Source organism: Lysinibacillus sp. GW247-5R2A, from assembly GCF_059424475.1.
In genome coordinates this window covers 130203-153928 of sequence record NZ_JBWKZL010000004.1, presented here as the reverse complement: position 1 = coordinate 153928, position 23726 = coordinate 130203, and the positions used below count along the sequence as shown (strand labels likewise).

23 protein-coding genes are annotated in these 23726 nt (G+C 38.4%); 22 read left to right on the top strand and 1 reads right to left on the bottom strand.

Going from position 1 to position 23726, the window contains the following annotated elements:
• Positions 1 to 111 precede the first annotated feature (111 nt).
• The 10 genes from hemW to AC07YC_RS08235 all read left to right on the top strand — a co-directional run bounded on the left by hemW (position 112) and on the right by AC07YC_RS08235 (position 11581).
• On the top strand, positions 112 to 1257 hold the full coding sequence (hemW, locus tag AC07YC_RS08280) for a radical SAM family heme chaperone HemW (RefSeq protein ID WP_336635751.1): 1146 nt from the start codon (positions 112 to 114) through the stop codon (positions 1255 to 1257).
• Between the two features lie 89 nt (positions 1258 to 1346).
• Positions 1347 to 2375 carry a heat-inducible transcriptional repressor HrcA gene (gene hrcA / locus AC07YC_RS08275; RefSeq protein WP_336635750.1) on the top strand — a complete coding sequence of 343 codons (1029 nt, stop codon included), beginning with the start codon at positions 1347 to 1349 and terminating at the stop codon, positions 2373 to 2375.
• A 17-nt stretch (positions 2376 to 2392) separates the two neighbouring features.
• On the top strand, positions 2393 to 2965 hold the full coding sequence (gene grpE / locus AC07YC_RS08270) for a nucleotide exchange factor GrpE (RefSeq protein ID WP_494919026.1): 573 nt from the start codon (positions 2393 to 2395) through the stop codon (positions 2963 to 2965).
• A 75-nt stretch (positions 2966 to 3040) separates the two neighbouring features.
• Entirely contained in the window at positions 3041 to 4876 is a 1836-nt protein-coding gene (gene dnaK / locus AC07YC_RS08265; RefSeq protein WP_336635748.1) for a molecular chaperone DnaK, read from the top strand.
• A gap of 232 nt (positions 4877 to 5108) precedes the next feature.
• A complete protein-coding gene (gene dnaJ / locus AC07YC_RS08260; RefSeq protein ID WP_336635747.1) occupies positions 5109 to 6227 on the top strand; it encodes a molecular chaperone DnaJ in 1119 nt (372 codons plus the stop codon).
• Positions 6228 to 6248: 21 nt separating this feature from the next.
• Positions 6249 to 7190: a 50S ribosomal protein L11 methyltransferase gene (prmA, locus tag AC07YC_RS08255; protein ID WP_494919025.1), complete on the top strand. Its 942-nt coding sequence runs from the start codon at positions 6249 to 6251 to the stop codon at positions 7188 to 7190.
• 83 nt (positions 7191 to 7273) lie between these two features.
• Complete coding sequence (locus AC07YC_RS08250) at positions 7274 to 8011, top strand: 16S rRNA (uracil(1498)-N(3))-methyltransferase (protein ID WP_494919024.1); 738 nt, start codon at positions 7274 to 7276, stop codon at positions 8009 to 8011.
• Positions 8012 to 8231: 220 nt separating this feature from the next.
• Positions 8232 to 9032, top strand: a complete 801-nt coding sequence (locus AC07YC_RS08245; RefSeq protein ID WP_494919023.1) for a CsxC family protein — start codon at positions 8232 to 8234, stop codon at positions 9030 to 9032.
• Between the two features lie 260 nt (positions 9033 to 9292).
• Entirely contained in the window at positions 9293 to 10687 is a 1395-nt protein-coding gene (locus AC07YC_RS08240) for a BC_2427 family protein (protein ID WP_494919022.1), read from the top strand.
• Between the two features lie 126 nt (positions 10688 to 10813).
• Positions 10814 to 11581: a CsxC family protein gene (locus AC07YC_RS08235; protein ID WP_336635742.1), complete on the top strand. Its 768-nt coding sequence runs from the start codon at positions 10814 to 10816 to the stop codon at positions 11579 to 11581.
• A gap of 79 nt (positions 11582 to 11660) precedes the next feature.
• Here the strand turns inward: AC07YC_RS08235 and mtaB are convergent, their stop codons facing one another.
• Positions 11661 to 13010 carry a tRNA (N(6)-L-threonylcarbamoyladenosine(37)-C(2))-methylthiotransferase MtaB gene (gene mtaB / locus AC07YC_RS08230; protein WP_336635741.1) on the bottom strand — a complete coding sequence of 450 codons (1350 nt, stop codon included), beginning with the start codon at positions 13008 to 13010 and terminating at the stop codon, positions 11661 to 11663.
• A gap of 378 nt (positions 13011 to 13388) precedes the next feature.
• Between mtaB and deoC the strand changes: the two genes are divergently transcribed.
• From deoC to AC07YC_RS08170, 12 genes are all read left to right on the top strand, one after another.
• Complete coding sequence (gene deoC, locus AC07YC_RS08225; RefSeq protein ID WP_025114298.1) at positions 13389 to 14060, top strand: deoxyribose-phosphate aldolase; 672 nt, start codon at positions 13389 to 13391, stop codon at positions 14058 to 14060.
• 128 nt (positions 14061 to 14188) lie between these two features.
• Entirely contained in the window at positions 14189 to 14413 is a 225-nt protein-coding gene (locus AC07YC_RS08220; protein ID WP_008179464.1) for a spore coat associated protein CotJA, read from the top strand.
• A complete protein-coding gene (locus AC07YC_RS08215; RefSeq protein WP_008179462.1) occupies positions 14410 to 14673 on the top strand; it encodes a spore coat protein CotJB in 264 nt (87 codons plus the stop codon). The genes AC07YC_RS08220 and AC07YC_RS08215 overlap by 4 nt, the downstream gene beginning before the upstream one ends.
• Positions 14674 to 14697: 24 nt before the next feature.
• On the top strand, positions 14698 to 15267 hold the full coding sequence (locus AC07YC_RS08210; protein WP_031417041.1) for a manganese catalase family protein: 570 nt from the start codon (positions 14698 to 14700) through the stop codon (positions 15265 to 15267).
• A 383-nt stretch (positions 15268 to 15650) separates the two neighbouring features.
• The gene (gene rpsU / locus AC07YC_RS08205; protein ID WP_004227078.1) at positions 15651 to 15824 is read left to right on the top strand and encodes a 30S ribosomal protein S21; all 174 of its coding nucleotides are present in this window, start codon (positions 15651 to 15653) and stop codon (positions 15822 to 15824) included.
• 302 nt (positions 15825 to 16126) lie between these two features.
• Positions 16127 to 17455 carry an NfeD family protein gene (locus tag AC07YC_RS08200; RefSeq protein WP_494919021.1) on the top strand — a complete coding sequence of 443 codons (1329 nt, stop codon included), beginning with the start codon at positions 16127 to 16129 and terminating at the stop codon, positions 17453 to 17455.
• Between the two features lie 3 nt (positions 17456 to 17458).
• Positions 17459 to 18463: a flotillin-like protein FloA gene (floA, locus tag AC07YC_RS08195; RefSeq protein ID WP_494919020.1), complete on the top strand. Its 1005-nt coding sequence runs from the start codon at positions 17459 to 17461 to the stop codon at positions 18461 to 18463.
• 25 nt (positions 18464 to 18488) lie between these two features.
• A complete protein-coding gene (locus AC07YC_RS08190) occupies positions 18489 to 18968 on the top strand; it encodes a hypothetical protein (protein WP_336635739.1) in 480 nt (159 codons plus the stop codon).
• 56 nt (positions 18969 to 19024) lie between these two features.
• Positions 19025 to 19273: a hypothetical protein gene (locus tag AC07YC_RS08185; RefSeq protein ID WP_043990604.1), complete on the top strand. Its 249-nt coding sequence runs from the start codon at positions 19025 to 19027 to the stop codon at positions 19271 to 19273.
• A 1-nt stretch (position 19274) separates the two neighbouring features.
• Entirely contained in the window at positions 19275 to 20387 is a 1113-nt protein-coding gene (locus AC07YC_RS08180) for a sporulation protein YqfD (RefSeq protein WP_336635738.1), read from the top strand.
• Between the two features lie 2 nt (positions 20388 to 20389).
• A complete protein-coding gene (locus tag AC07YC_RS08175) occupies positions 20390 to 21346 on the top strand; it encodes a PhoH family protein (RefSeq protein ID WP_008179439.1) in 957 nt (318 codons plus the stop codon).
• A gap of 257 nt (positions 21347 to 21603) precedes the next feature.
• Positions 21604 to 23724: an HD family phosphohydrolase gene (locus AC07YC_RS08170; protein ID WP_336635737.1), complete on the top strand. Its 2121-nt coding sequence runs from the start codon at positions 21604 to 21606 to the stop codon at positions 23722 to 23724.
• The last annotated feature ends 2 nt before the right edge of the window (positions 23725 to 23726 follow it).

Here is a 23726-nt window from a genome sequence, read left to right as displayed (position 1 = left end):
ATAATGGGGAAAAAATATGTGTAAACCCACTAGATGGTTTCATAGCGTTCCTTCTATTGATTCGTTATAATGTAGAAATGGAAAAGACTTAACGAGAAAGAAGGGAAAGCTATGGCACGAGGTGTTTACATTCATATTCCTTTCTGTCATCAAATCTGTAATTATTGTGATTTCAATAAATTTTACTTTAAAAATCAACCAGTGGATGAATATATAGAAGCACTTGGGAAAGAAATGGCGCTTGCAACGCAAAAAAATCCAGAAAGCTTTCGTCATATCGAAACCATTTTCTTGGGTGGAGGTACACCAACAGCATTATCGCCACAGCAATTGGACAAACTTCTAACATTAATTCGTACGTATATTCCAATGAATAGTGTGACAGAATTTACATCAGAGGCGAATCCAGATGAATTGTCAGCGGAGAAATTGCAAGTTTTGTTTGAGGGCGGTGTCAATCGACTAAGTATGGGCGTGCAATCCTTCGATCAGGGACTGTTACAAAAAATCGGACGGACACATAGTAACGAGCATGTGTATGAAACAATTGCTTTGGCTAAAAAAATCGGCTTCCAAAATATTAGTATTGATTTAATGTATGGATTGCCAGGCCAAACAATGGCCCAATGGAAGGACTCATTAGAAAAAGCACTAGCCCTTGATTTACCTCATTTCTCTGCTTACTCCCTTATTGTGGAGCCAAAAACGATTTTTTATAATCAGTATGCAAAAGGAAAGCTCCTTTTACCAACAGAGGATTTGGAAGCGGATATGTACGACGTTTTAATGCAGCAAATGGAATTGCATGGTCTTCAACAATACGAAATTAGTAATTTTGCAAAGTCTGGCTATCACTCGGAACATAATAAGATCTACTGGGATAACGATGAATATGCTGGCTTTGGTGCTGGTGCCCATGGATATCTAGCAGGTGTACGCTATTCCAATCATGGACCTTTAAAAAAATATATGGAAACTGTCTTCGCAGGGGAACTTCCAATTGTCCATGAGCATGAAGTATCACAGGCTGAAAAAAGAGAAGAGCAAATGTTTTTAGGACTGCGTAAAACTGAGGGAGTTAAGCACAAAATATATGAAGAGAAGTTGATGGTGCCGGTCGTAGCTCATTATGATTCTGTTCTGAAAGAGCTAGTATCAAAAGGACTTTTAGAACATGATGATGTGGGTGTTCGCCTCACAAGAAAAGGGCGTTTTGTGGGTAATGAGGTGTTTCAACAATTTTTGCTAGAAGAATGAGCGATATCGTTGACATAAATTGTGGGATTTGATAATTTAATAATAGTATTAGCACTCCTCTTAGCTGAGTGCTAACAGAGGTGATAATCATGCTAACAAATCGGCAGTTACAGATTTTGCAAGTAATTATAGATGACTTTATTTTATCTGCACAGCCGGTAGGTTCTCGCCAAATCTCCAAAAAACAAGGGATTACATTTAGTCCAGCCACAATTCGAAATGAAATGGCGGATTTAGAGGAATTAGGCTATTTAGAAAAAACGCATACTTCCTCTGGTCGAGTGCCTTCGGAAAAGGGTTACAGATTTTATGTAGATCATTTGTTGAGTCCTCAAGGTATTAACTCGAGGGACATTCAACAGATCCAATCGATTTTCAATGATCGACTTGTAGAAGTAGAGCATATTATCCGAAAGTCAGCCAATATTCTATCTGAGCTGACATCTTACACTTCCATACTATTAGGACCTGATGTTCAAAGACATCGTGTCAAAAGATTTTCGATTGTACCACTGTCTAGTGATACAGCAGTAGCGATTATCGTGACGAATAATGGACATGTTGAAAATCGCTTATTTAATTTACCACCTGATTTTACCGCTTCGGATTTAGAAAAAATGGTCAATATTTTGAATGATCGCCTAATAGGTGTGTCATTAGAAGAGCTCCATAAAAGCCTTGAAGCTGAAGTGTTGGCAGTTCTACAGCAACATGTTCGATCAGCGGATGATTTTATTCATGCACTCGTAACAGCGACGATGCAAAATCCAGAAAGTAAGATTTTCTATGGCGGTAAAACGAATATGTTTAATCAACCTGAGTTTCATGATTTAAATAAAGTCCGTATGATATTGGACTTAATGGAAACGACCAGCCAAGTGCAGTCATTATTCCACCCAAATGAATCAGGTATTCATATTCGAATAGGCTCTGAAAATAAACAGCTAGAAATGGAAAATTGCAGTGTCATTACCACTACTTATTCTATTGGTGATGATCAACAGGGAGCCATTGCTATTATTGGCCCAACACGTATGGATTATAAGCGTGTGGTGGCATTATTAGACGTAATACGCTTGGACTTAACACAAGCATTTATGAAGAATCGTAGTGAGTGATTATGAGGAGGATTCAAGTGACAGAAACAACTGAAAACAAAGATTTAGTACAAGATGATGTACAAGCTGAAATGACAGCAGAGGAAGTAGAACGTACAGAGGTTCAAGAAGAAGTTGAATTATCAGTGGAAGAACAATATGAGGCGAAACTTGCTGCATTACAAGCAAAGCTAGATGACGAGGAAAACCGACACCTACGTCTACGTGCAGATTTCGATAATATGCGTCGTCGTCAACAACTAGATCGTGAGGCTGCTGAAAAGTACCGAGCGCAAAGCTTATTATCGGATTTACTGCCAGTCCTTGATAATTTTGAGCGTGCATTACAGGTGGAGACAACTTCGGAAGAGACTGCATCTATTATTAAAGGAATTGAAATGGTGTATCGCTCGTTGCTAGACGCAACAGAAAAAGAAGGTCTGCAAGTGATTAAAGCAGAAGGTGAGCAATTTGATCCAAATATCCACCAAGCTGTTATGCAGGAACAGGATAGTGAAAAAGAGACGGGTGTAGTCTTACGCGAGCTACAAAAAGGATATATCTTAAAAGATCGTGTTTTACGCCCAACAATGGTATCTGTGAACGAATAGTCTTAGCACTATTTAGTCAATTAAAATTAGTGAAAAAACGCATCCCTTGCGTCGAATTAATAGGAGGAAATTTTAATGAGCAAAATTATCGGTATTGACTTAGGAACAACAAACTCTTGCGTTTCTGTACTTGAAGGTGGCGAACCAAAAGTAATTCCAAATCCAGAAGGTAATCGTACAACACCATCAGTTGTTGCATTTAAAAATGGCGAACGCCAAGTTGGTGAAGTAGCAAAACGTCAATCAGTAACAAACCCGAACACAATCATCTCTATTAAATCAAAAATGGGTACAGCTGAAAAAGTAACAGTGGAAGACAATAATTACACTCCACAAGAAGTATCTGCTATGATTCTTCAATACTTAAAAGGTTATGCAGAAGATTACTTAGGTGAAAAAGTTACGAAAGCAGTAATTACAGTTCCTGCTTACTTTAACGATGCACAACGCCAAGCAACAAAAGATGCTGGTAAAATCGCTGGTCTTGAAGTTGAGCGTATCATCAATGAACCAACAGCTGCAGCACTAGCTTATGGTTTAGATAAACAAGATCAAGATCAAAAAGTATTAGTATTTGACCTTGGTGGTGGTACATTTGACGTATCGATCCTTGAGTTAGGTGATGGTGTCTTTGAAGTATTAGCAACTGCTGGTGATAACAAACTAGGTGGGGATGACTTCGATGACGCAATTATCGAATATCTAGTGGCTGAATTCAAAAAAGAAAACGGCATTGATTTATCAAAAGATAAAATGGCTATGCAACGTTTAAAAGATGCTGCTGAAAAAGCGAAAAAAGACTTATCTGGTGTAACATCAACACAAATCTCTTTACCATTCATTACAGCTGGTGAAGCAGGTCCATTACACTTAGAGATTTCTTTAACACGTGCGAAGTTCGATGAAATTACATTACCATTAGTAAATCGTACAGTAGGTCCAGTACGCCAAGCATTATCTGATGCAGGTCTTTCAACTTCTGAACTTGACCAAGTAATTCTAGTTGGTGGTTCTACTCGTATTCCTGCTGTACAGGAAGCAGTACGTAAAGAAACTAACAAAGAACCTCACCGTGGTGTAAACCCAGACGAAGTTGTAGCAATGGGTGCTGCAGTTCAAGGTGGCGTTTTAACAGGTGATGTAAAAGACGTTGTATTACTTGACGTAACACCACTTTCACTTGGTATTGAAACAATGGGTGGCGTGTTCACGAAATTAATTGATCGTAACACTACAATTCCAACATCTAAATCACAAGTATTCTCTACAGCAGCTGACAACCAACCAGCAGTAGATATTCACGTACTACAAGGTGAACGCTCAATGGCTGCAGACAACAAAACATTAGGTCGCTTCCAATTAGCAGATATTCCACCAGCACCACGTGGTGTACCTCAAATCGAAGTAACTTTCGATATTGATAAAAATGGTATTGTATCTGTAAAAGCGAAAGACCTTGGTACAAATAAAGAGCAAACAATTGTAATCCAATCTGATTCAGGTTTATCAGAGGCAGAAATTGAACGCATGGTAAAAGACGCAGAGGCTAATGCTGACGCAGATGCTAAACGTAAAGAAGAGGCAGATCTTCGCAACGAAGCTGACCAATTAGTATTCCAAGTGGATAAAACAATTACTGACCTAGGTGAGCAAATTACAGAAGACGAGAAAAAATCTGTAGAAGATGCTCGTGATGAATTGAAAAAAGCACTTGAAGCTGGTGAATTAGAAGGAATTAAAGCAGCTAAAGAAAAATTAGAAGGTGTTTTACAGCCATTAGTTATGAAAGTTTATGAACAAGCGGCAGCAGCTGCTCAAGCAGCACAAGGTGGAGAAGCAGACGCTGGTGCTGATAAAAAAGATGATGGTGTTGTAGACGCTGATTTCGAAGAAGTAAAAGACGATAAATAAGAATTAAACGCACAGTAAAGTGAAAAAGCCAAAGACCGCTTGCGGCTTTGGCTTTTGTCATGATGTAAGGGTAGCTTCCTAGTAGAGGTACCAATTAAGAAATACTTGCATACGTTAACACTGCTAGGAAGTAAAAATCTCAAATTTATACAGACGAATACTCAAAAAATAAGGCAGTTTTATCGACTGCATGTTACAATAGATTTTATGCAAACAGAGCGGAGTGTGAATCATGGAGAAACGCGATTATTACGAGGTGCTTGGCCTAACAAAATCGGCAACAAAAGATGAAATCAAAAAAGCATACCGTAAACTATCAAAGCAATATCACCCTGACCTTAATAAGGAGCCGGGTGCAGATGAAAAATTCAAAGAAATCGCTGAAGCATATGAAGTATTAAGTGATGATCAGAAAAAAGCACGCTACGATCAATTTGGTCATGAGGATCCAAATGCTGGATTTGGTGGTGGCTTTGGAGGCGGCGGCTTTGGCGGCTTCGAGGATATTTTCAGTTCATTCTTTGGCGGTGGTGGACGTCGTCAGGACCCAAATGCGCCACGCAAAGGTGACGACCTGCAGTATCGCATGAATATTAAATTTGAAGAAGCTATTTTTGGGAAAGAAACAGAAATCGAAATTCCTAAAGATGAAACGTGTGAAACTTGTCATGGCTCAGGAGCAAAGCCTGGTACACAACCGGAAACATGTTCGACATGTAATGGTGCTGGTCAAATCAACCAAGCAGTGGATACACCATTTGGTCGTATGATGAACCGTCGTTCTTGTACAACTTGTCATGGGACAGGGAAGATCATTAAAGAAAAATGTTCAACTTGTCGTGGAGAAGGAAAAATACAAAAACGCAAGAAAATTAAAGTATCCATTCCAGCTGGTGTCGATGATGGTCAACAAATCCGTGTATCTGGTCAAGGTGAGCCAGGTATAAATGGTGGACCAGCAGGGGATTTATATATTATGTTCCGTGTTCAAGGTCATAATGATTTCGAACGTGATGGGGATGATATTTATTTCGAGTTGAAATTGACATTCCCACAGGCAGCACTAGGAGATGAAATTGAAGTACCAACTGTTCACGGTAAAGTAAAACTACGCATTCCTGCTGGAACACAGTCAGGTGCTCAATTCCGTTTAAAAGATAAAGGTGTAAAAAATGTTCATGGCTATGGTACGGGGAACCAGTATGTAACCGTGAAGGTGATGACGCCAGAGAAATTAACGGAAAAACAAAAGCAATTATTACGAGAATTTGCAGAAATTAGTGGCGATATCCCTGAAGAGCAAGGAAGTTCACTATTCGATAAAATTAAGAAAAAATTCCAAGGTGAATAATTAGAGGAGCTGAAGAGCTACGTGAAGTGGTCAGAATTATCCATTCATACAAAAAATGAAGCAGTAGAAGCAATTTCGAATATTTTGCATGAAGCAGGAGCAAGTGGTGTTGTTATTGAAGATTCTGCAGAGTTTGCGAAGCCACGTGAAGATCAATTTGGTGAAATTTATGCGCTAAATGAAGAGGATTTCCCAAAGGATGGCGTCATTGTAAAAGCTTATTTATCGGAGTCTAGTTTCTTAAATGAAACGGTCGAGGAAATTAAAGCAGCCATTACAAATCTAACGAACTTTAACATTGATATTGGTGAAAATGTAGTATCCATTGTTGAGGTTAATGAGGAAGATTGGGCAACTGCATGGAAGCAATACTACCATCCTGTCAAAATTTCTGAACGCTTTACCATTGTCCCAACATGGGAGCAATATACACCTGTTTCAACAGATGAATTAATTATTGAATTAGATCCAGGTATGGCATTTGGTACTGGAACACATCCAACTACAGTGATGTGTCTACAAGGTCTTGAAAAGGTCATCAAAGAAGGCGATACGGTTGTTGATATTGGAACAGGTTCAGGCGTATTGTCTATCGGAGCGGCACTACTTGGGGCTAAAAATGTGCATGCACTTGATTTAGATGAGGTCGCAGTTCGCTCAGCACAAGAAAATATTGCCTTAAATAAAGTAGAGGACAAAGTAGCTGTTTTCCATGGTAACCTATTAGATACGGTTAAAGAACCAGCAGATGTGGTTGTCGCAAATATTTTGGCAGAAATCATTATGTCCTTCACGGACGATGCATTTTCAATTGTGAAACCAGGTGGATTATATGTCACTTCAGGCATTATCGGTGCCAAACGCGATGATGTTAAAGTAGCTCTGGAAGCTTCAGGCTTTATAATTGAAGAAGTATTATTAATGGAAGATTGGGTAGCGATTATTGCCCGTCGACCACTATAACTTGATGGAGGAAGCGCCAAATCGTAAGCCATGTGCTGGCGATTTGGCGCTTTCATTTCTTGCTAGAAAGGATTGTGGAGCATATGCAACGATATTTTATTGAAACAGCCATAGAGAATGCACGGATTAGTGGAGAAGATGCACGGCATATTGAGCGAGTGATGCGCATGAAACAAGGCGATCAGATCGTTGTTGTTGCACAAAATATTGCTCATATTTGTACGATTACAGGATTTGAAGGTGATGAGGTAGTGGTTGACGCTACTGGCGAAACTATCCCTTCATCGGAGCTACCTATTCAAATAACAGTAGCTTGTGGCTTACCAAAGGGCGATAAGCTAGAGCTGATTACACAAAAAGCGACAGAGCTTGGCATGTTTGCCTTACTGCCATTTGAAGCGGAACGCTCGATTGTGAAATGGGACAAGAAAAAAGGGGCTAAAAAGCAAGAAAGATTGCAAAAAATTGCAAAAGAGGCGGCGGAACAGGCCCATCGTACACATATTCCAGCAGTGTATGAACCTGTTACATTTAAACAGTTATTACAAGAAATAGACCGATTTGATGCCGTTTTTATCGCAGATGAAGAGGATGCAAAAGCTGAGAAACGCACACGATTTGCGGACAAGCTTAGACTTGTGCATGATCAAAAATTAACATCAATGCTTATTATTTTTGGTCCAGAGGGTGGCATTTCTCGTAAAGAGTCAGAGGCCTTGTTACAAGCAGGTGCTCAAACCATGTCGTTGGGACCAAGAATTTTACGTGCGGAAACAGCGCCACTGTATGCGTTGTCTGCCATCTCATATGAATTTGAATAAATCCCATGCTAATGATGAGTAATAGGAAAGCCACCTAATTTAGGTGGTTTTTTTGAGTTCCTTTTTGAAAAGGGGGCAGGCAGATTTATAATTCAGGCTCAAAAATTCCAAATAAAATATGGAAGAGAACAAGTTCAATGTCCATATATAGTTTTTATTGCTACATATTCTAGCGATAGGAGAGCTCACTAAAACTATAAATTGAAAAGAGGTAATTTTTTTGAGTGAACAATTTGATAGTCAGATTCAACCTTGTCCAGTAACATCAACTGAACAAATCCCATTAACGAATGATTTTACGCAACTAATAGCTACACCCGTAACAGCGCCAACTATTAAAATTCCAGTAGTATTGGCAGAACCAACTTTGCAAATCGTTGTAGAGTCAGATATTACACTAACTCCGGCAGCAACTGAAATCAAAAGAGTGAAAAAACATGTCTTTCTCAATCAAGTGAAGCTGGTACCAGTTAACTTTGCACGAATTGCTGGAACAGACTATTTCAGAGTAACAAGAGCTAAATTATTTGTAGCAGGCCATATTCGTAAAAATATCGAATATGCTTCATCAGCATGTAGTGGGGCACTTCGTGACAGAATTGCTGACGTTCCGTTTTCTGGCTTTACAGATCTTACTTTCCCACAAACAATTGGGGGTTCTACACCAATCTTAGGAATATCCGAGTTTGCGGAAGCGAACTTCCTTAATGAAGCGACTCAAATGGATGCTCGATTAGATAAGGCTTTCTTCCAAAACCTTGTGAAATACAATGAGCAGCCATTTGGTGAATTAGTAGCAGCGAACTTCTTTGAACTTGATTTTTCACCAATTATGGCGGCACCAGAATGTACATTTAGCACATTGCGTGAAAAAATCGTATTAGAATTAACTGTAAAAGTATTGCAAGTTCAACAAATTCGTTTGGGAGCTGGCAGTAGCGTAGTAACTCCTGTTCTTCCAGGACTTACACCACCAGTTTCACCACCAGTTAATCCTACTCATCCTTCTGAATTTTGTTAATCTCAACTATTGAGTAAAGTTATAACAAGGCACTGATAAAAATTCATCATTTTAGCTGGCAGTTGACAGTTCGAGTTTTATTCGGACTATTAACTGCCTTTTTACATCCAAAAACGAATGGACCATGCAAAACGTATCAAGCTGAGCCTTCTGTGACAAATAAAGAAATCAAGCATACTATAAATTGTAATTAGTATGGCAATCTTTCCATTAAAAACGAATGGATATAAATGTACCTAATATTGTTTGGGAGTGAACGAATGAATACTCCATGGATTAACTTTAGAGAGATGAGAGAAGTATCCTCTAAGCAAAATAAATATACGGATTGGGCGTATCAGACAAAAGATAACGAAGCTCCAGAAGATGTAGAGGAAAGCACTCGACTTAGTGAAATAGAAGATGAATCACCTATCACGGATTCTATAGCTATCCCTCAGGACATACCTAGTCCAACAGAAACAACCATTGAGGAAGACAACAAACCTCCACTAGGTAACGATGAGAATCCTTTGGAGGACCATGTAGCATCCGATCAAAACTTAGTATTAGCTGAAGGAGAAATCGATTATTTCCTACATAGCGATCAGAAGGTTGAAGAGAAAATAGCTTTACCAGAGCAATCAGATGCCAATGAAGGCATACCCATTTCAGCAGAGACGAATATGGAGGGAGAAATCGTACCTTCGCCAAATATTGAAACTGGTGCTATAGAGGAATCGATTTTAACAAAACATGTACTCATACCTACAGAAACGAATAGGGAGGATGTTGAAGAAATCCCATCTGATTATGTTGAATCTCGTGTGGAAGAGCATGATTTAGCAGCTCACTCAGATGCTGAATCTACAATCGAAAATAAAAGGCATTGTGAGGACATTGCGGATACAGAGAAAAATAATTCTATATCAAAATCGTTGTATGGAGAGGTATACTCCATTACTAAAAAATGCCCGTTTTCTACGTATGTAGAGATTACTAATTTTCTCCATGCACCTATGTATGGTGAACATGTTCAAAATACTACATTCGAATTTCTGGATAAAAACGATCATTTAACTCCACAATTTGAAACAAAGCTTTTCCATACGACAGCAGATTATCCTGACCATCCTGAATGTCGTTTAGTTCGGTCAGACATTAATCAATTGATTTCAATTATGAAAACTGATATGAATGATAAAAATAATATGCAGCATCGTCCCTTTCAATCAGTGGTCACTCCTGTACATAATTCACCATCAATTGAAAAAGGGGAAGCCAGCTCTTACGCATCTGATTTAATACATATTCGAGTACCTGTTGTAGTTGGGGAATATAAAATTGAACTATGTCTTGAAGAGATTATGGCATTTGAAAAAGGGATTGTAGGGGTGAAGGAAATCTCTAATAAGGTAATGCTTACCAACTGTAGATTTATTCCGGTTCGTTTATCACAATCATTAGGGAATGGAACATGTACAGCAATAAAGGGGAAGTTATTGATAGAAGGCTATATAGAGCAGAATATTGAATATACAGCATTGAATACACAAAGTGAGTCAATAACTCATGCTAATCGATTATGTCAAAATATAGTTTTAGAATTAATTATCCATATGTTACAAGTACAAAAAATCCGAGTTTTATATGACAGTCCATCCCTTGGACAATAATAGAAGTTTTTTCACTCAGCATTAAAGTTCCTTTTCTAATATATACGTCCATGTATAGTTTGGATTGCTACATATTCTAGCGATAGGAGAGCTCTCTAATACTAAAAATGAAAAGAGGAAATTTTTTTGAGTGAACAATATGAAAATCCAAATTTACCTTGTCCTGTAGCATCAACAGAGCAAATACCATTAACGAATGAATTTACACCAGTAATCACTACACCGGTTACGGCACCAACTATAAAAGTTCCTGTTGTACTGGCAGAACCAACATTGCAAATCGTTGTAGAGTCAGATATTACACTAACTCCAGCAGCAACTGAAATCAAAAGAGTGAAAAAAAACGTATTCTTAAATCAAGTAAAACTAGTACCAGTTAGCTTTGCACGTATTGATGGTACTGACTTCTTTAGAGTAACTAGAGCTAAATTATTTGTAGCAGGACATATTCGCAAAAATATCGAATATGCTTCATCAGCATGTAGTGGGGCACTTCGTGATAGAATTGCTGACGTTCCATTTTCCGGGTTTACAGATCTTACTTTCCCACAAACAATTGGCGGCTCAACACCTATCTTAGGAATTTCCGAATTTGCGGAAGCAAACTTCCTTAATGAAGCGACTCAAATGGATGCTCGTCTTGATAAGGCTTTCTTCCAAAACCTTGTGAAATACAATGAACAACCATTTGGTGAATTAGTAGCAGCGAACTTCTTTGAACTTGATTTTTCACCAATTATGGCAGCACCAGAATGTACATTTAGCACATTGCGTGAAAAAATCGTATTAGAATTAACTGTGAAAGTATTACAAGTTCAACAAATCAGATTAGGCGTTGGAAGTAGTGTCATAACACCAGTTCTTTACGGGCTCACGCCTCCTACTAGTCCTTAATAATTGCTAGTTACCTTAAAATTCAATTCAACCAATAAAATGGGTTGCCTATTTTACCAGGCAACCCATTTATTATTGATTATTTAACTGTTTCTAAAACACGTACAAATTGTCCTTGTGAATGTGGGTAGCCTGCTTGTGTAATTTTCACCTTTACAAGCTGTCCGATGAGACTTTCAGGACCCTCAAACACTACTTTTAAGTAATTATCTGTATACCCCGTTAATAGGCCTTCCTCTTCACTGCCATCATGTACAAATTCTTCAGGAATAACTTCAAGCACTTGATCTTCAAAGCGAGAAGCATACTCTTTAGCAAGTTGATCATTTAGGGAGATGAGTCGGTGTACACGCTCATTTTTTATGTCTTCATCAATTTGATCATCCATCCGTGCAGCAGGAGTTCCTGTACGTGGAGAGAACGGGAAAACATGTAGTTCAGAGAATTTATGATCGCGAATAAAGTTGTATGTGTCCATAAATTCTTCTTCTGTTTCACCAGGGAAGCCGACAATTACATCAGATGTAACAGCTAAATCAGGTAAGGCTTCATGTAATTTCGTTAAACGTTCGCCGAAAAATTCCATTGTATATTTACGACGCATACGTTTTAACACAGTATCCGATCCAGATTGAATTGGAATGTGTAAATGATTCACGACAATTTTAGATTCACGTAATACGTCAATTACTTCATCCGTCAATTGACTAGCCTCAATGGACGAAATACGGAGACGCTTTAATCCTTTTACATTGGCTTCTAAATCACGTAATAATTGGGCAAGGTTATAATCCTTTAAATCTTGACCATAACCACCAGTATGAATACCTGTCAAAACTATTTCAAGATAACCTGCATCTACTAATTGCTGTGCTTGATGTAATACTTCTTGTGGATCACGAGAACGCATTAAGCCACGTGCCCATGGGATTATACAAAACGTACAGAAGTTATTACAGCCCTCCTGTATTTTTAAGGAAGCACGTGTGCGGTCTGTAAAAGCTGGTACATCTAATTCCTCATACACACGATTTTTCATAATATTACGTACAGCATTAATTGGCTGACGCTCATCACGATATTGGTCAATATAACCAAGTAATTTTGTGCGGTCCTGCGTACCAACAACAATATCGACCCCAGGAATCGCCATAATTTCTGCTGGCGAAGTTTGCGCGTAGCAACCTGTTACACATATAACTGCATCTGGATTTTGACGAATTGCTCGACGAATCACCTGACGTGATTTCTTATCTCCAGTATTAGTAACTGTACATGTATTAATGACATAAACGTCCGCCTGTTGATCAAATTCAGTGCGATCATAGCCTTCATCTTTAAATAGTTGCCAAATGGCTTCTGTTTCGTAGTGGTTTACTTTACAACCTAGAGTATGGAAACTCACGATTTTTGATCGCTCGTTACTCATAATTTATATCATCCTTTCAACTTCACATTACCTTGTGTTTCTTCACATTTAAATTATTTTGTAGTGTACATATTTTAGATACGTGATTTATGATAACATAATCCTTTTAAAATCAATACTTTAAAGATTTTTTTGTGAATGTTTTTATCCACTTTTTTGGGGACTAATTGTTTTACTAGTGGGTAAACTATACGGAAATGAAAGTTGTTCAAGGATACTATTAGTTGAATAGAACTTCATGTATCTATTAACAAAAAGCTAATTTCACAAGAACAACACCAGCAATCATTTAAATAGAAAGAAATTAGACGGCAACGTGAAAAAATGGTATGATTCGAAGAGGTACGTACATCTTGATTAAAGAAGGAGCGTTAAAAAATGGAACAAAATTTTGCGCGTATGATCGATCATACATTATTAAAGGCTGAGGCAACAAAGGAACAAATTGAAAAACTATGTGCGGAAGCGAAGCAATTTAATTTTGCCTCTGTATGTGTAAATCCTACTTGGGTAAAACAAAGTAGCGAATTATTACAAGGTTCAGACGTGTTGGTTTGTACGGTTATTGGATTCCCTCTTGGCGCCAATACACCAGCTGTGAAAGCATTTGAAGTAAAAGATGCAATTGCGAACGGTGCAAATGAGGTAGATATGGTCATTAATATTGGTGCCTTAAAAGATAAAAATTATGATCTTGTACAAGCTGATATTGCTGCAGTTGTGGAAGCAGCTAAAGGTAGTGCACTTGTAAAAGTCATCATTGAATCATGTTTATTAACAGATGAAGAAAAAGTAAAAGCATGCGAACTAGCTGTGGCAGCTGGTGCTGATTATGTGAAAACATCTACTGGTTTTTCAACTGGTGGCGCAACCGCAGCAGATATTGCCCTAATGCGTAAAACAGTAGGTCCTGATCTTGGTGTTAAAGCTTCAGGTGGTGTTCGTAGCTTAGAGGATATGAAAAGCATGGTGGAAGCAGGAGCAACTCGTATTGGTGCAAGCTCTGGCGTAGCCATCATGAATGGTTTAATCGCAGATTCTAATTATTAATTATTTCTTTTAGTATGTACAAGCCACTAGCTCAGTAAGAAGCTAGTGGCTTTTTTTACATATAGAATAATACCCTCTACCATCACATATACTCCACTGACGATTTTCAATACAGAAAGGAGGATGTCATGTTTACACAATATAAGTATTGGAAGCCTTATATTAGTCCCTTTGATCCCTGCAAGCCCATCGAAGTAAAGTATTATGCTACGCCACCACAATTATATATGGGTTTTCAGCCACCTGGACTTCCCCAATTCCAAACCCCAAGAGAGGCACTTATGGCAGGAACACTATGGCCACAATTATTTAGTCCCTATCCATTTCCAACTAAAAGGAGGGATGAAGCATGACTAAAAAGATGCCGCCTGAATTTTATACCCTACTTGAAGAAATTCAGGCAATTGATTTCGTCATCGTTGAGTTAAATCTCTATTTAGACACACATCCACATGATTATGCTGCCATTCAACAATTTAATGAAAACACTGAAAAAAGTATGAAGCTCAAAGTCAACTTTGAACAAAAATTTGGGCCATTAATGAATTTTGGAAGAAGTTATTCAGATTATCCTTTTAATTGGGTTGATACCCCATGGCCGTGGCAAGTATAACATATAATTAGGAGGAATTTATTCTTGTGGTATTATGAAAAAAAACTTCAATACCCGGTAAAGGTTAGTACTTGTAACCCTATGCTCGCAAAATTTTTAATTGAGCAATATGGGGGTGCTGATGGGGAATTAGCTGCAGCACTTCGTTATATGAATCAACGCTATACGATTCCTGACAAAGTGGTTGGTTTATTAACAGATATAGCGACTGAGGAATTTTCACATTTAGAGATGATTGCTACGATGATTTACAAGCTGACAAAGGATGCTACGCCAGAAATGCTAAAAGAAGCAGGATTAGGAGATCATTATGTAAATCATGACAGAGCTTTATTTTATCAAAATGCCTCTGGTGTGCCATTTACAGCAACTTATATTCAGGCAAAAGGGGACCCAATAGCAGATTTATATGAAGATATTGCCGCAGAGGAAAAGGCACGTGCCACATATCAATGGATTATAGATTTATCTGATGATACTGATTTAAATGACAGTTTAAAGTTTTTACGTGAACGCGAAATTGTTCATTCCCAACGTTTTAGAGAAGCGGTAGAAATTTTAAAAGATGATAGAGACCAACAGAAAATCTTCTAAGAAAAAGTGGCTGGCTGTATCAAGGGGGCTTGAAACAGCCTTTTTACTATTAGAATGGATAACTAATTCGGAGATTAACGCATATTAGTTAGTCTCTTCCTGTCCCTCACTGTATTGTGAACAGTCGGAGGATCATTTACATAAAATCATATTATAACTTTTCGCTAGGGAAATCCTTCATTGTTTGGAAAATACAATGTATTCAAATATGACCTCATTGTACTTGTATAATTTAGACAAAAATAAAACCAAAAATTCACTTGATATTTTCGCACACTTTCTATTGACCATTATTAGACAATACGATATAATTTTTTAGTACACAACAGAAGGTTATTTGCCTAATTGTGTATTGACGTGTGTTCGGAGGGAGGGAAAGAGAGATGTCAAAAACTGTCGTTCGCAAAAACGAATCGCTTGAAGATGCTCTTCGCCGCTTCAAACGTACTGTATCAAAAAGTGGTACAATTCAAGAAGTTAGAAAGCGCGAGTTCTACGAAAAACCTAGCGTAAAACGTAAAAAGAAATCAGAAGCTGCACGTAAACGTAAGTGGTAATTTAATTTCCCATTAAAAATCCCTACGTTCATAACACGCAATCGTATGATTCACTGAGCAGACAAAGATATACCTGGAATTAATTACAGCTGTAATTAATTTCAGGTATTTTACATTGCTCGTTTTACGTACATATGAAAAAGCCGGATGGATATCATGTAGATTCATTCGGCTTTTTTGTGTAATACTAAGTAATATAAGCAATAGTACATATCGTCGAAATAATTTTTTAGATTTGTGAAACTTTTTACATGTTCGACCGTATATACAGAGGAGAAGCATGTTAGAAGGGAGGGAAAAAGGTGCGAAAACGGAGAATCCTTAGTTACTTACTAGTGATATGGATGACTTTTTTGTTAGCGTTTCCATTAACTTCGGCTTTTGCAAGCAGTAAGGTCTACCACGTTCCAATTCATAATGAAGTGGAGCGAGGGCTTCACGCATTTTTAGAACGAGCTTTTAATGAGGCTAAAGAAAACAATGCGAAAGCGATTATCTTAGATATACATACGCCTGGCGGATTTGTAAATGCAGCAAGTGATATCGCCATGCTTATGGATGCAACGGATATACAGACGATTGCTTTTATTAATAAGGATGCCCATTCAGCAGGTGCTTTTTTAGCCTTACATGCGGATAAAATCTACATGGTGCCCAATGGAACAATCGGTGCAGCAGCTGTGATCGACTCAGCAGGTAATGCAGCTGATTTGAAAGCAAATAGTGCATGGCTTGCTCAAATGTCAGCAGCAGCGGAGACATCAGGGCGAGATCCTAAGTATGCTTTAGCAATGGCTGATTCGAGTTATGAATTGCCAGAGTACCGCGCGGAAGGAAAAAATCTATTAACGCTTTCGGCATCAGAGGCATTAAAGGTCCAATACTCAGAGGGTACCGTGAAAAATTTTCAGGAACTTTTAGAGAAAATAGACTTACAAGAGAGTGATGTCGTTCCAATCGAACCAACATTCTCTGAGAAATTGGCTCGTTTTATTACAAATCCAATTATTGTTCCAATTTTATTATCCATTGCAAGTCTAGGTCTTGTAATGGAACTCTATTCGCCAGGATTTGGAGTTCCGGGTATAATGGGATTATCAGCACTCGGTTTATTTTTCTTTGGACATATGGTTGCGGGCTTTGCTGGCTATGAATCCTTATTATTATTTATTATTGGTTTAGCACTTGTTGTTGCAGAGTTTTTTGTTCCTGGAGGAATTGTCGGTATTTTAGGTGGTGTGCTCATAATTCTAAGTTTATTACTGGCAGGTGCAAACATTATGCAAATGATAATAGCAATTCTCATTGCGCTTGTAATAGCGATTATAGGAATGGTGATTCTGATGAAATTTTTCGGGAAAAAACTGCATGTCTTAAACAGGCTGGTGTTAATGGATGCAACTACGACAGAAGAGGGCTATGTATCCAACGTCAATCGCACAGAATTGTTAGGAAAAGTAGGGACTACACTTACTCCTTTACGTCCATCGGGTACAATGGTTCTTGGCAGTGAACGCGTTGATGTTGTATCAGAAGGCGGCTATGTCGATGCAAATAAACATGTAGAAATTATTAAAGTTGAAGGCTCACGCATTGTCGTGAGACAAACAGAAAAAGAGATGGAGGAATAGAAAATGGGTTTTGATTTAGCATTAATTGGTCCTATCGCTGGACTGGTTATTTTATTCATTGTACTAGCGGTATTCTTTACCTTTGTACCAGTAGCACTATGGATTTCTGCACTGGCTGCAGGCGTCCGTGTTAGTATTTTCACATTAATTGGGATGCGTTTACGTCGTGTAATTCCGTCTCGAATTGTAAATCCTTTGATTAAAGCACATAAAGCAGGTTTACCTGTTACGATTAACCAGCTTGAAAGTCACTATTTAGCTGGTGGTAATGTGGATCGCGTTGTCAATGCATTAATTGCTGCTCACCGCGCGAATATTGAATTATCATTTGAGCGCTGTGCCGCGATTGATTTAGCTGGGCGAGATGTATTAGAGGCAGTTCAAATGTCTGTAAACCCTAAAGTTATTGAAACACCATTTATTTCAGGTGTAGCGATGAACGGGATTGAGGTAAAGGCCAAAGCGCGTATTACAGTACGTGCCAACATCGAGCGTTTAGTCGGTGGTGCTGGTGAAGAAACTGTTATTGCCCGTGTAGGGGAAGGGATCGTTTCTACAATAGGTTCGGCAACTAGCCATACGGAAGTATTAGAAAATCCGGATATGATTTCACAAACAGTTTTATCAAAAGGTTTGGATTCAGGAACAGCCTTTGAAATCTTATCCATTGATATTGCTGATGTAGATATCGGTAAAAACATTGGTGCAGAATTACAAATAGAACAAGCGCAAGCAGATAAAAACATTGCCCAAGCGAAGGCCGAAGAGCGTCGTGCAATGGCTGTAGCGAATGAGCAAGAAATGATTGCCCGTGTTCAAGAGATGAAAGCGAAAGTTGTAGAAGCAGAAGCAGAAGTACCTCAAGCAATGGCGGAAGCATTACGCTCAGGTAATCTTGGTATTATGGATTACATGAACTATCATAATATTCAAGCTGATACGGCTATGCGTGATTCCATTTCAAAAGTAAGCAACGATAAACCAGAAACAAACGAACCAAATGTTTAATAACGGAAAGGAGCGGAACTAACATATGGAACAATTAATTATTTTTGCAATAATTGCCATAGTCAGCTCTATTTTCGGAAAATCTAAAAATAAAAAACCACAAAAACCGATGCCTCCTTTTAATAATAAGGATACACGTGTAGAGTCACCTGTTTTGGAAGAAACTCCGCAACGTCATCAAAAACCACAAAGTTTTGAAGATTTTGCTCGAGATTTTATTGGGGATTGGATTCCAGAAAATGAAAAGGTTCAAGACACTAAAAAATATGTTGAGGAACAAGTGAAGAAGGAAGTACCAAGCTATGTTGCGCCACCTGTCATTCCAGCTGATGTGCCACACCGCTCGTCTACACGAGAGCGAAAAGGACGATTAGCAGCTGGGAAGGAAGAAGTGAAAGCAACTGGGACTCATTCTCCTTTTCAAGTTCCGCAATCCAAAACCGCTTTCATGCAGGCTGTGGTAATGGCTGAAATATTAGGTCCTCCAAAAGCAAAAAGAAAATAACTAGCATGTCCTCCTTTTTCGATGCATATATTGCCGAAGAAGGAGGCATTTTTTTTATGAAAAAATTATTTCAATTAACGCCACTACTTGAATTGTCCGAATTTGAATCATTAAAAATCATTGGACCTTATCGTTTTATCCATGCAGATGCAACGACATGTTCGTTTGCTTATGCAGATTATCATATTACTGTTACTGCGGATCTGGTGAAGATTCATGCACTAAAAGAAGAAATGCTTCATCTTTCTGTTGAAAACTTACAAGAGATTCATATGAAAATGACAAAGAATATGGGTGTGAGCTAAAATGTGGAATAATCGGCCAATCATTATACGTATAAAGCGCCATGAAAATGTTCATCCTTTTATTCAAGCATTGCACGCACAACATATTCCATTAAAGCGTGTTGTCTTTAGAGAACAAGAGGTTTCATTTGAAACGACGATGCAACATTTACCAAAAATCCGCCGTATTCGAAGAGGCTTTCGTTTGAAAATGGCTGTTTTTTATGCGGATGAGCTGCAAGTTTTCCGAGCTCAGGTTTGGACTTTGCTTGGTTTGGCTTTGATGATTGCCATCCCAATAATTGGTGCGCAAGTGATTTGGAAAGTAGACATTGAAGCAGCGACACCTGAATTGGAGCAGCGCTTAGGTAGAACCTTTCATGATACATTTCAAATAGAAACACCACTTTCTAAAAAAAATTTACCTTCTAATACTGTTATACGTCAAAAGCTACTAGAACAGCATCGAGAGCTCTCTTGGGTGCATATTGAAAAAAATGGAGGACGCGTGGTACTAAGACCACAGGAATCGCCTAAACAAACGAAGCAGACAAATGAAAAATTGGCATCGCAATTAGTAGCAACGAAAAGCGGTATTATTACTCATTTTGATATCCAAAATGGGGAGAGGAAAATTTCAGTAAATGATACGGCCTATGAGGGGGATGTTCTTGTTAGTGGTGTGATTGAAAGTGGAACCAATCATGTCTTTGTTGGCGCAAAAGGCGAGGTTTATGCAGACTATTGGCTTGAATGTACTTTTAAAATTCCTACAAAAATTACAATGGAAACCTTGCAACAAAAGCAATGGCGAGTATTGGTGAAAGGTATTCATCAAGAAAAAGTTGATTATGTGCAAAAAAAGGATTTACCGAATTGGCTAGACCCTTATGTGTCAATTGTGGAGGAACAGCAAACGAAAACGATGCAGGTGGAGCTTGATGAATCGAAAATTGAGTCTTTACTCATCCCGCTGCTGCATGAAAAAGTAATACGTTCTTTACCTGCTAAATCCATCATCAAAAAAGAAAACCTTTTACAGGCAAAGTGGGGTAATGGTACAGTTGAAGGGAAAGTTCTATTTTTAGTCAATGAAAACATTGCAAGTCCAATACATGGCCTACAAGGAGAATGATTATGTCAGAACAGTTAACTGTATTACAAGTGGATAATCCAAACGAAGCGGTTATGCTACTCGGAATTTCCGATGCAAATATGAAGCTGGTTGAGGAAGCACTTAATGTTCATATCATTACCCGTGGTGAACAAATTCAACTTGCGGGTGAAGAAAGTGCTAAGGAACAGGCAACATATCTGCTACATGCATTATTGAAGGTCATTCGCAAAGGTATTAATATTGATCAACGTGATGTATCTACAGCTATTGAAATGACTCAAAAAGGTACCATTGAATATTTCGCAGAACTGTATGATGAAGAAATAGCACGCACGACAAAAGGAAAACCAATTCGTGCAAAAACAATTGGTCAACGAGAATACATACAAGCAATCCGTCATAAAGACGTTGTTTTTGGTATTGGTCCAGCCGGTACTGGGAAAACGTATTTAGCGGTAGTCATGGCAACGCAGGCACTTAAAAATGGGCATGTCAAGCGCATTATTTTAACTCGTCCCGCTGTTGAAGCAGGAGAGTCTCTAGGCTTCCTTCCTGGTGATTTAAAGGAAAAGGTAGATCCTTATTTAAGACCTCTCTATGACGCCTTAAATGACATCTACGGGTCTGAACAGACCCAACGATTGATTGAACGAGGAACGATTGAAATTGCACCATTGGCTTATATGCGTGGCCGTACATTAGATGATGCTTTCGTTATTTTAGATGAAGCACAAAATACAACTCATCAACAAATGAAAATGTTTTTAACACGATTAGGCTTTGGTTCGAAAATGGTAATTACAGGTGATAAAACCCAAATCGATTTGCCTAAAAACACGGAGTCTGGCTTGATCGTAGCAGAACGTACATTAAAATATGTAAAATCAATCCATTTCCAAGTGCTAGAACAGGGGGATGTTGTCCGTCACCCAATCGTAGCCAAAATCATCCAAGCTTACGAAGAACAGCAACTTTAGAATGGCAAAGCCATTCTAAAGTCTGCCCCGAAAGCGAAGCGACAGGGGCAACATGTTTAAGAAAGTCTGCCCCGAAAGCGAAGCGACAGGGGCAACAGGGTTAAAGAAGTCTGCCCTGTAAATGTGAATGATTAAAATATGGAAAAAAATGTGACAGCTATACGAATTTGTATAGCTGTTTTTTGCTTTCTTATACATTTTTCGAGAAAAATGTATGTTGAATTGGTATGATAGAAGGTAGATAGAGGAGGTGCCAGATGGAGAAACAACTTCGAAAATTTACAGAGCTTATCGGTTTTCGCTATTTTATTATCATCATTCTCATTTTAACAGGATGCCTACAATTTGGATTGATGTATGGCAATGTTAAAGGAGTTACATATGATTTCAAACCTTTACAGTTAGCCCCTGAAACCGTACGATCTACTAAAACAATAGAAGATACCTACAAGACACAGCAAGAGCGGGAAAAAGCCGCAACTGCAGTAGGCCCGGTCTATCAATTTTCGGAGGATGTCGCCAAGCAAAGAGCAGCGATTGTCACATCGTTATTTGATTATGTACTTGAGGTAAAAAAGGATGTGGCAAATAGTAAGGAACCTATTGCAATTGCCGATCAAGTAGGGCAGCTTCGCAAAAAATTTGAATCGCTCGATGAAGATCAAATGCCACTCATCTTTACGGATTCACAGCTAGAGGGACTTTTAGTGCAGAGCGATGAGGATTTAAATAGAACAAGTATCCAATTATCCAAAACGGTAGAGGAATACTTACAAAAATCCATTCGACCTGAAAATGTCTTTGTTGCTCAAAATGACTTTGAGACGAAGATTCGAGGACAAAGAGGGTATCCAGATAAAATATTCAATACGGTTGTTTTAATTGGCCGTACAAGCATCATTGAAAATGAAACCGTTAACGAAGAACAAACGAAAATAAGAAAAGAGCAAGCGAAGGAAAGTGTAGAGCCTACAAGAATTTTACAAGGTCAAATCATTGTGCAGGAAGGCCAGATTATTGATAAAGAGGCATTTCGACAATTAGAGCTTTTAGGGATGATCAGTAATCAAGCTTCCTTAAAACCAATTGCAGGACTCATAATTTTAACACTGCTCCAAATGGTGTTTATGTATATTTTATTCGAGCGTTGGGAGGCTAACGAACGAAAAAAACGAAATGCATTATTGGTAACAGTGATTGTTTATAGTTTGTCCATCTTGCTAATGAAATTTATTAGCTTAGTTTCTAGCGGATTTGATGTGACCATTGCCTTTCTTTTCCCTACAGCATTAGCTACGATGCTTGTCCGTCTATTGGCAGATGATAAAGCAGCAGTGCTTGTTACAGTTATGACTGCTGCTTCAGCTGGCGTTATTTTTCAAGAAGGCTATTCATCTGTTATGCAAATGGAAATTACGCTTTATATCATTTTCGGAGGGTTTGCAAGTTTATTCTTTTTACGTAGTGTTGAGAAGCGATCCCATATTTTACAGGCAGTTGCGGTTATCTCTCTTGTAAATATGGCTTTTATCGCCTTCTATTTATTAATGACACAATCATCCTATGGTTTACCAGAACTAGTGTTTTACTTTGTAGCGGCTATGTTATCTGCATTGCTTTCTGGAGCGTTGACAATGGGTCTTTTACCATTCTTTGAGTCGGCATTTAGTTTATTATCGTCCTTGCGATTAATTGAGCTATCCAATCCAAATCATCCATTATTAAAAAAATTGCTAATGGAAGCACCAGGCACATATCATCATAGTGTGATGGTCGCAAACTTAGCTGAAGCTGCCTGCGAAGAAATAGGAGCAGATGGGCTACTAGCGCGTGTAGGGTGCTACTATCATGATATCGGAAAAACAAAGAGACCAGCTTTCTTCATTGAAAATCAGATGTCAGGCATTAATCCGCACGATTCATTGCCTCCTGAAACAAGTGCAGAAATTATCATTGCTCATACAACTGATGGGGCAGACATGTTAAGACGCTATAAAATGCCTCAGGAAATTATTGATATTGCGTTGCAGCATCATGGGACAAGTTTGTTAAAATTTTTCTTGTTTAAAGCGAAAGAGCAAGGGAAATCCTTTGATGAGGCCACGTTTAGATATCCTGGACCAAAACCGCAAACGAAGGAAGCAGCGGTGATAAGTGTGGCAGATAGTGTAGAGGCAGCAGTACGTTCAATGAAAGAGCCGAATTCTGAAAAAATTCATAAGCTAGTAAGAGCTATCATTGACGATCGAGTACAAGATAACCAGTTTGATGAATGCGATATTTCAATAAAAGAGTTAAAATGTATAGAGAGAGTACTTTGCGAAACATTGAACGGAATTTTCCATTCACGTATTGAGTATCCAAAGGCAGATAAGTAGGA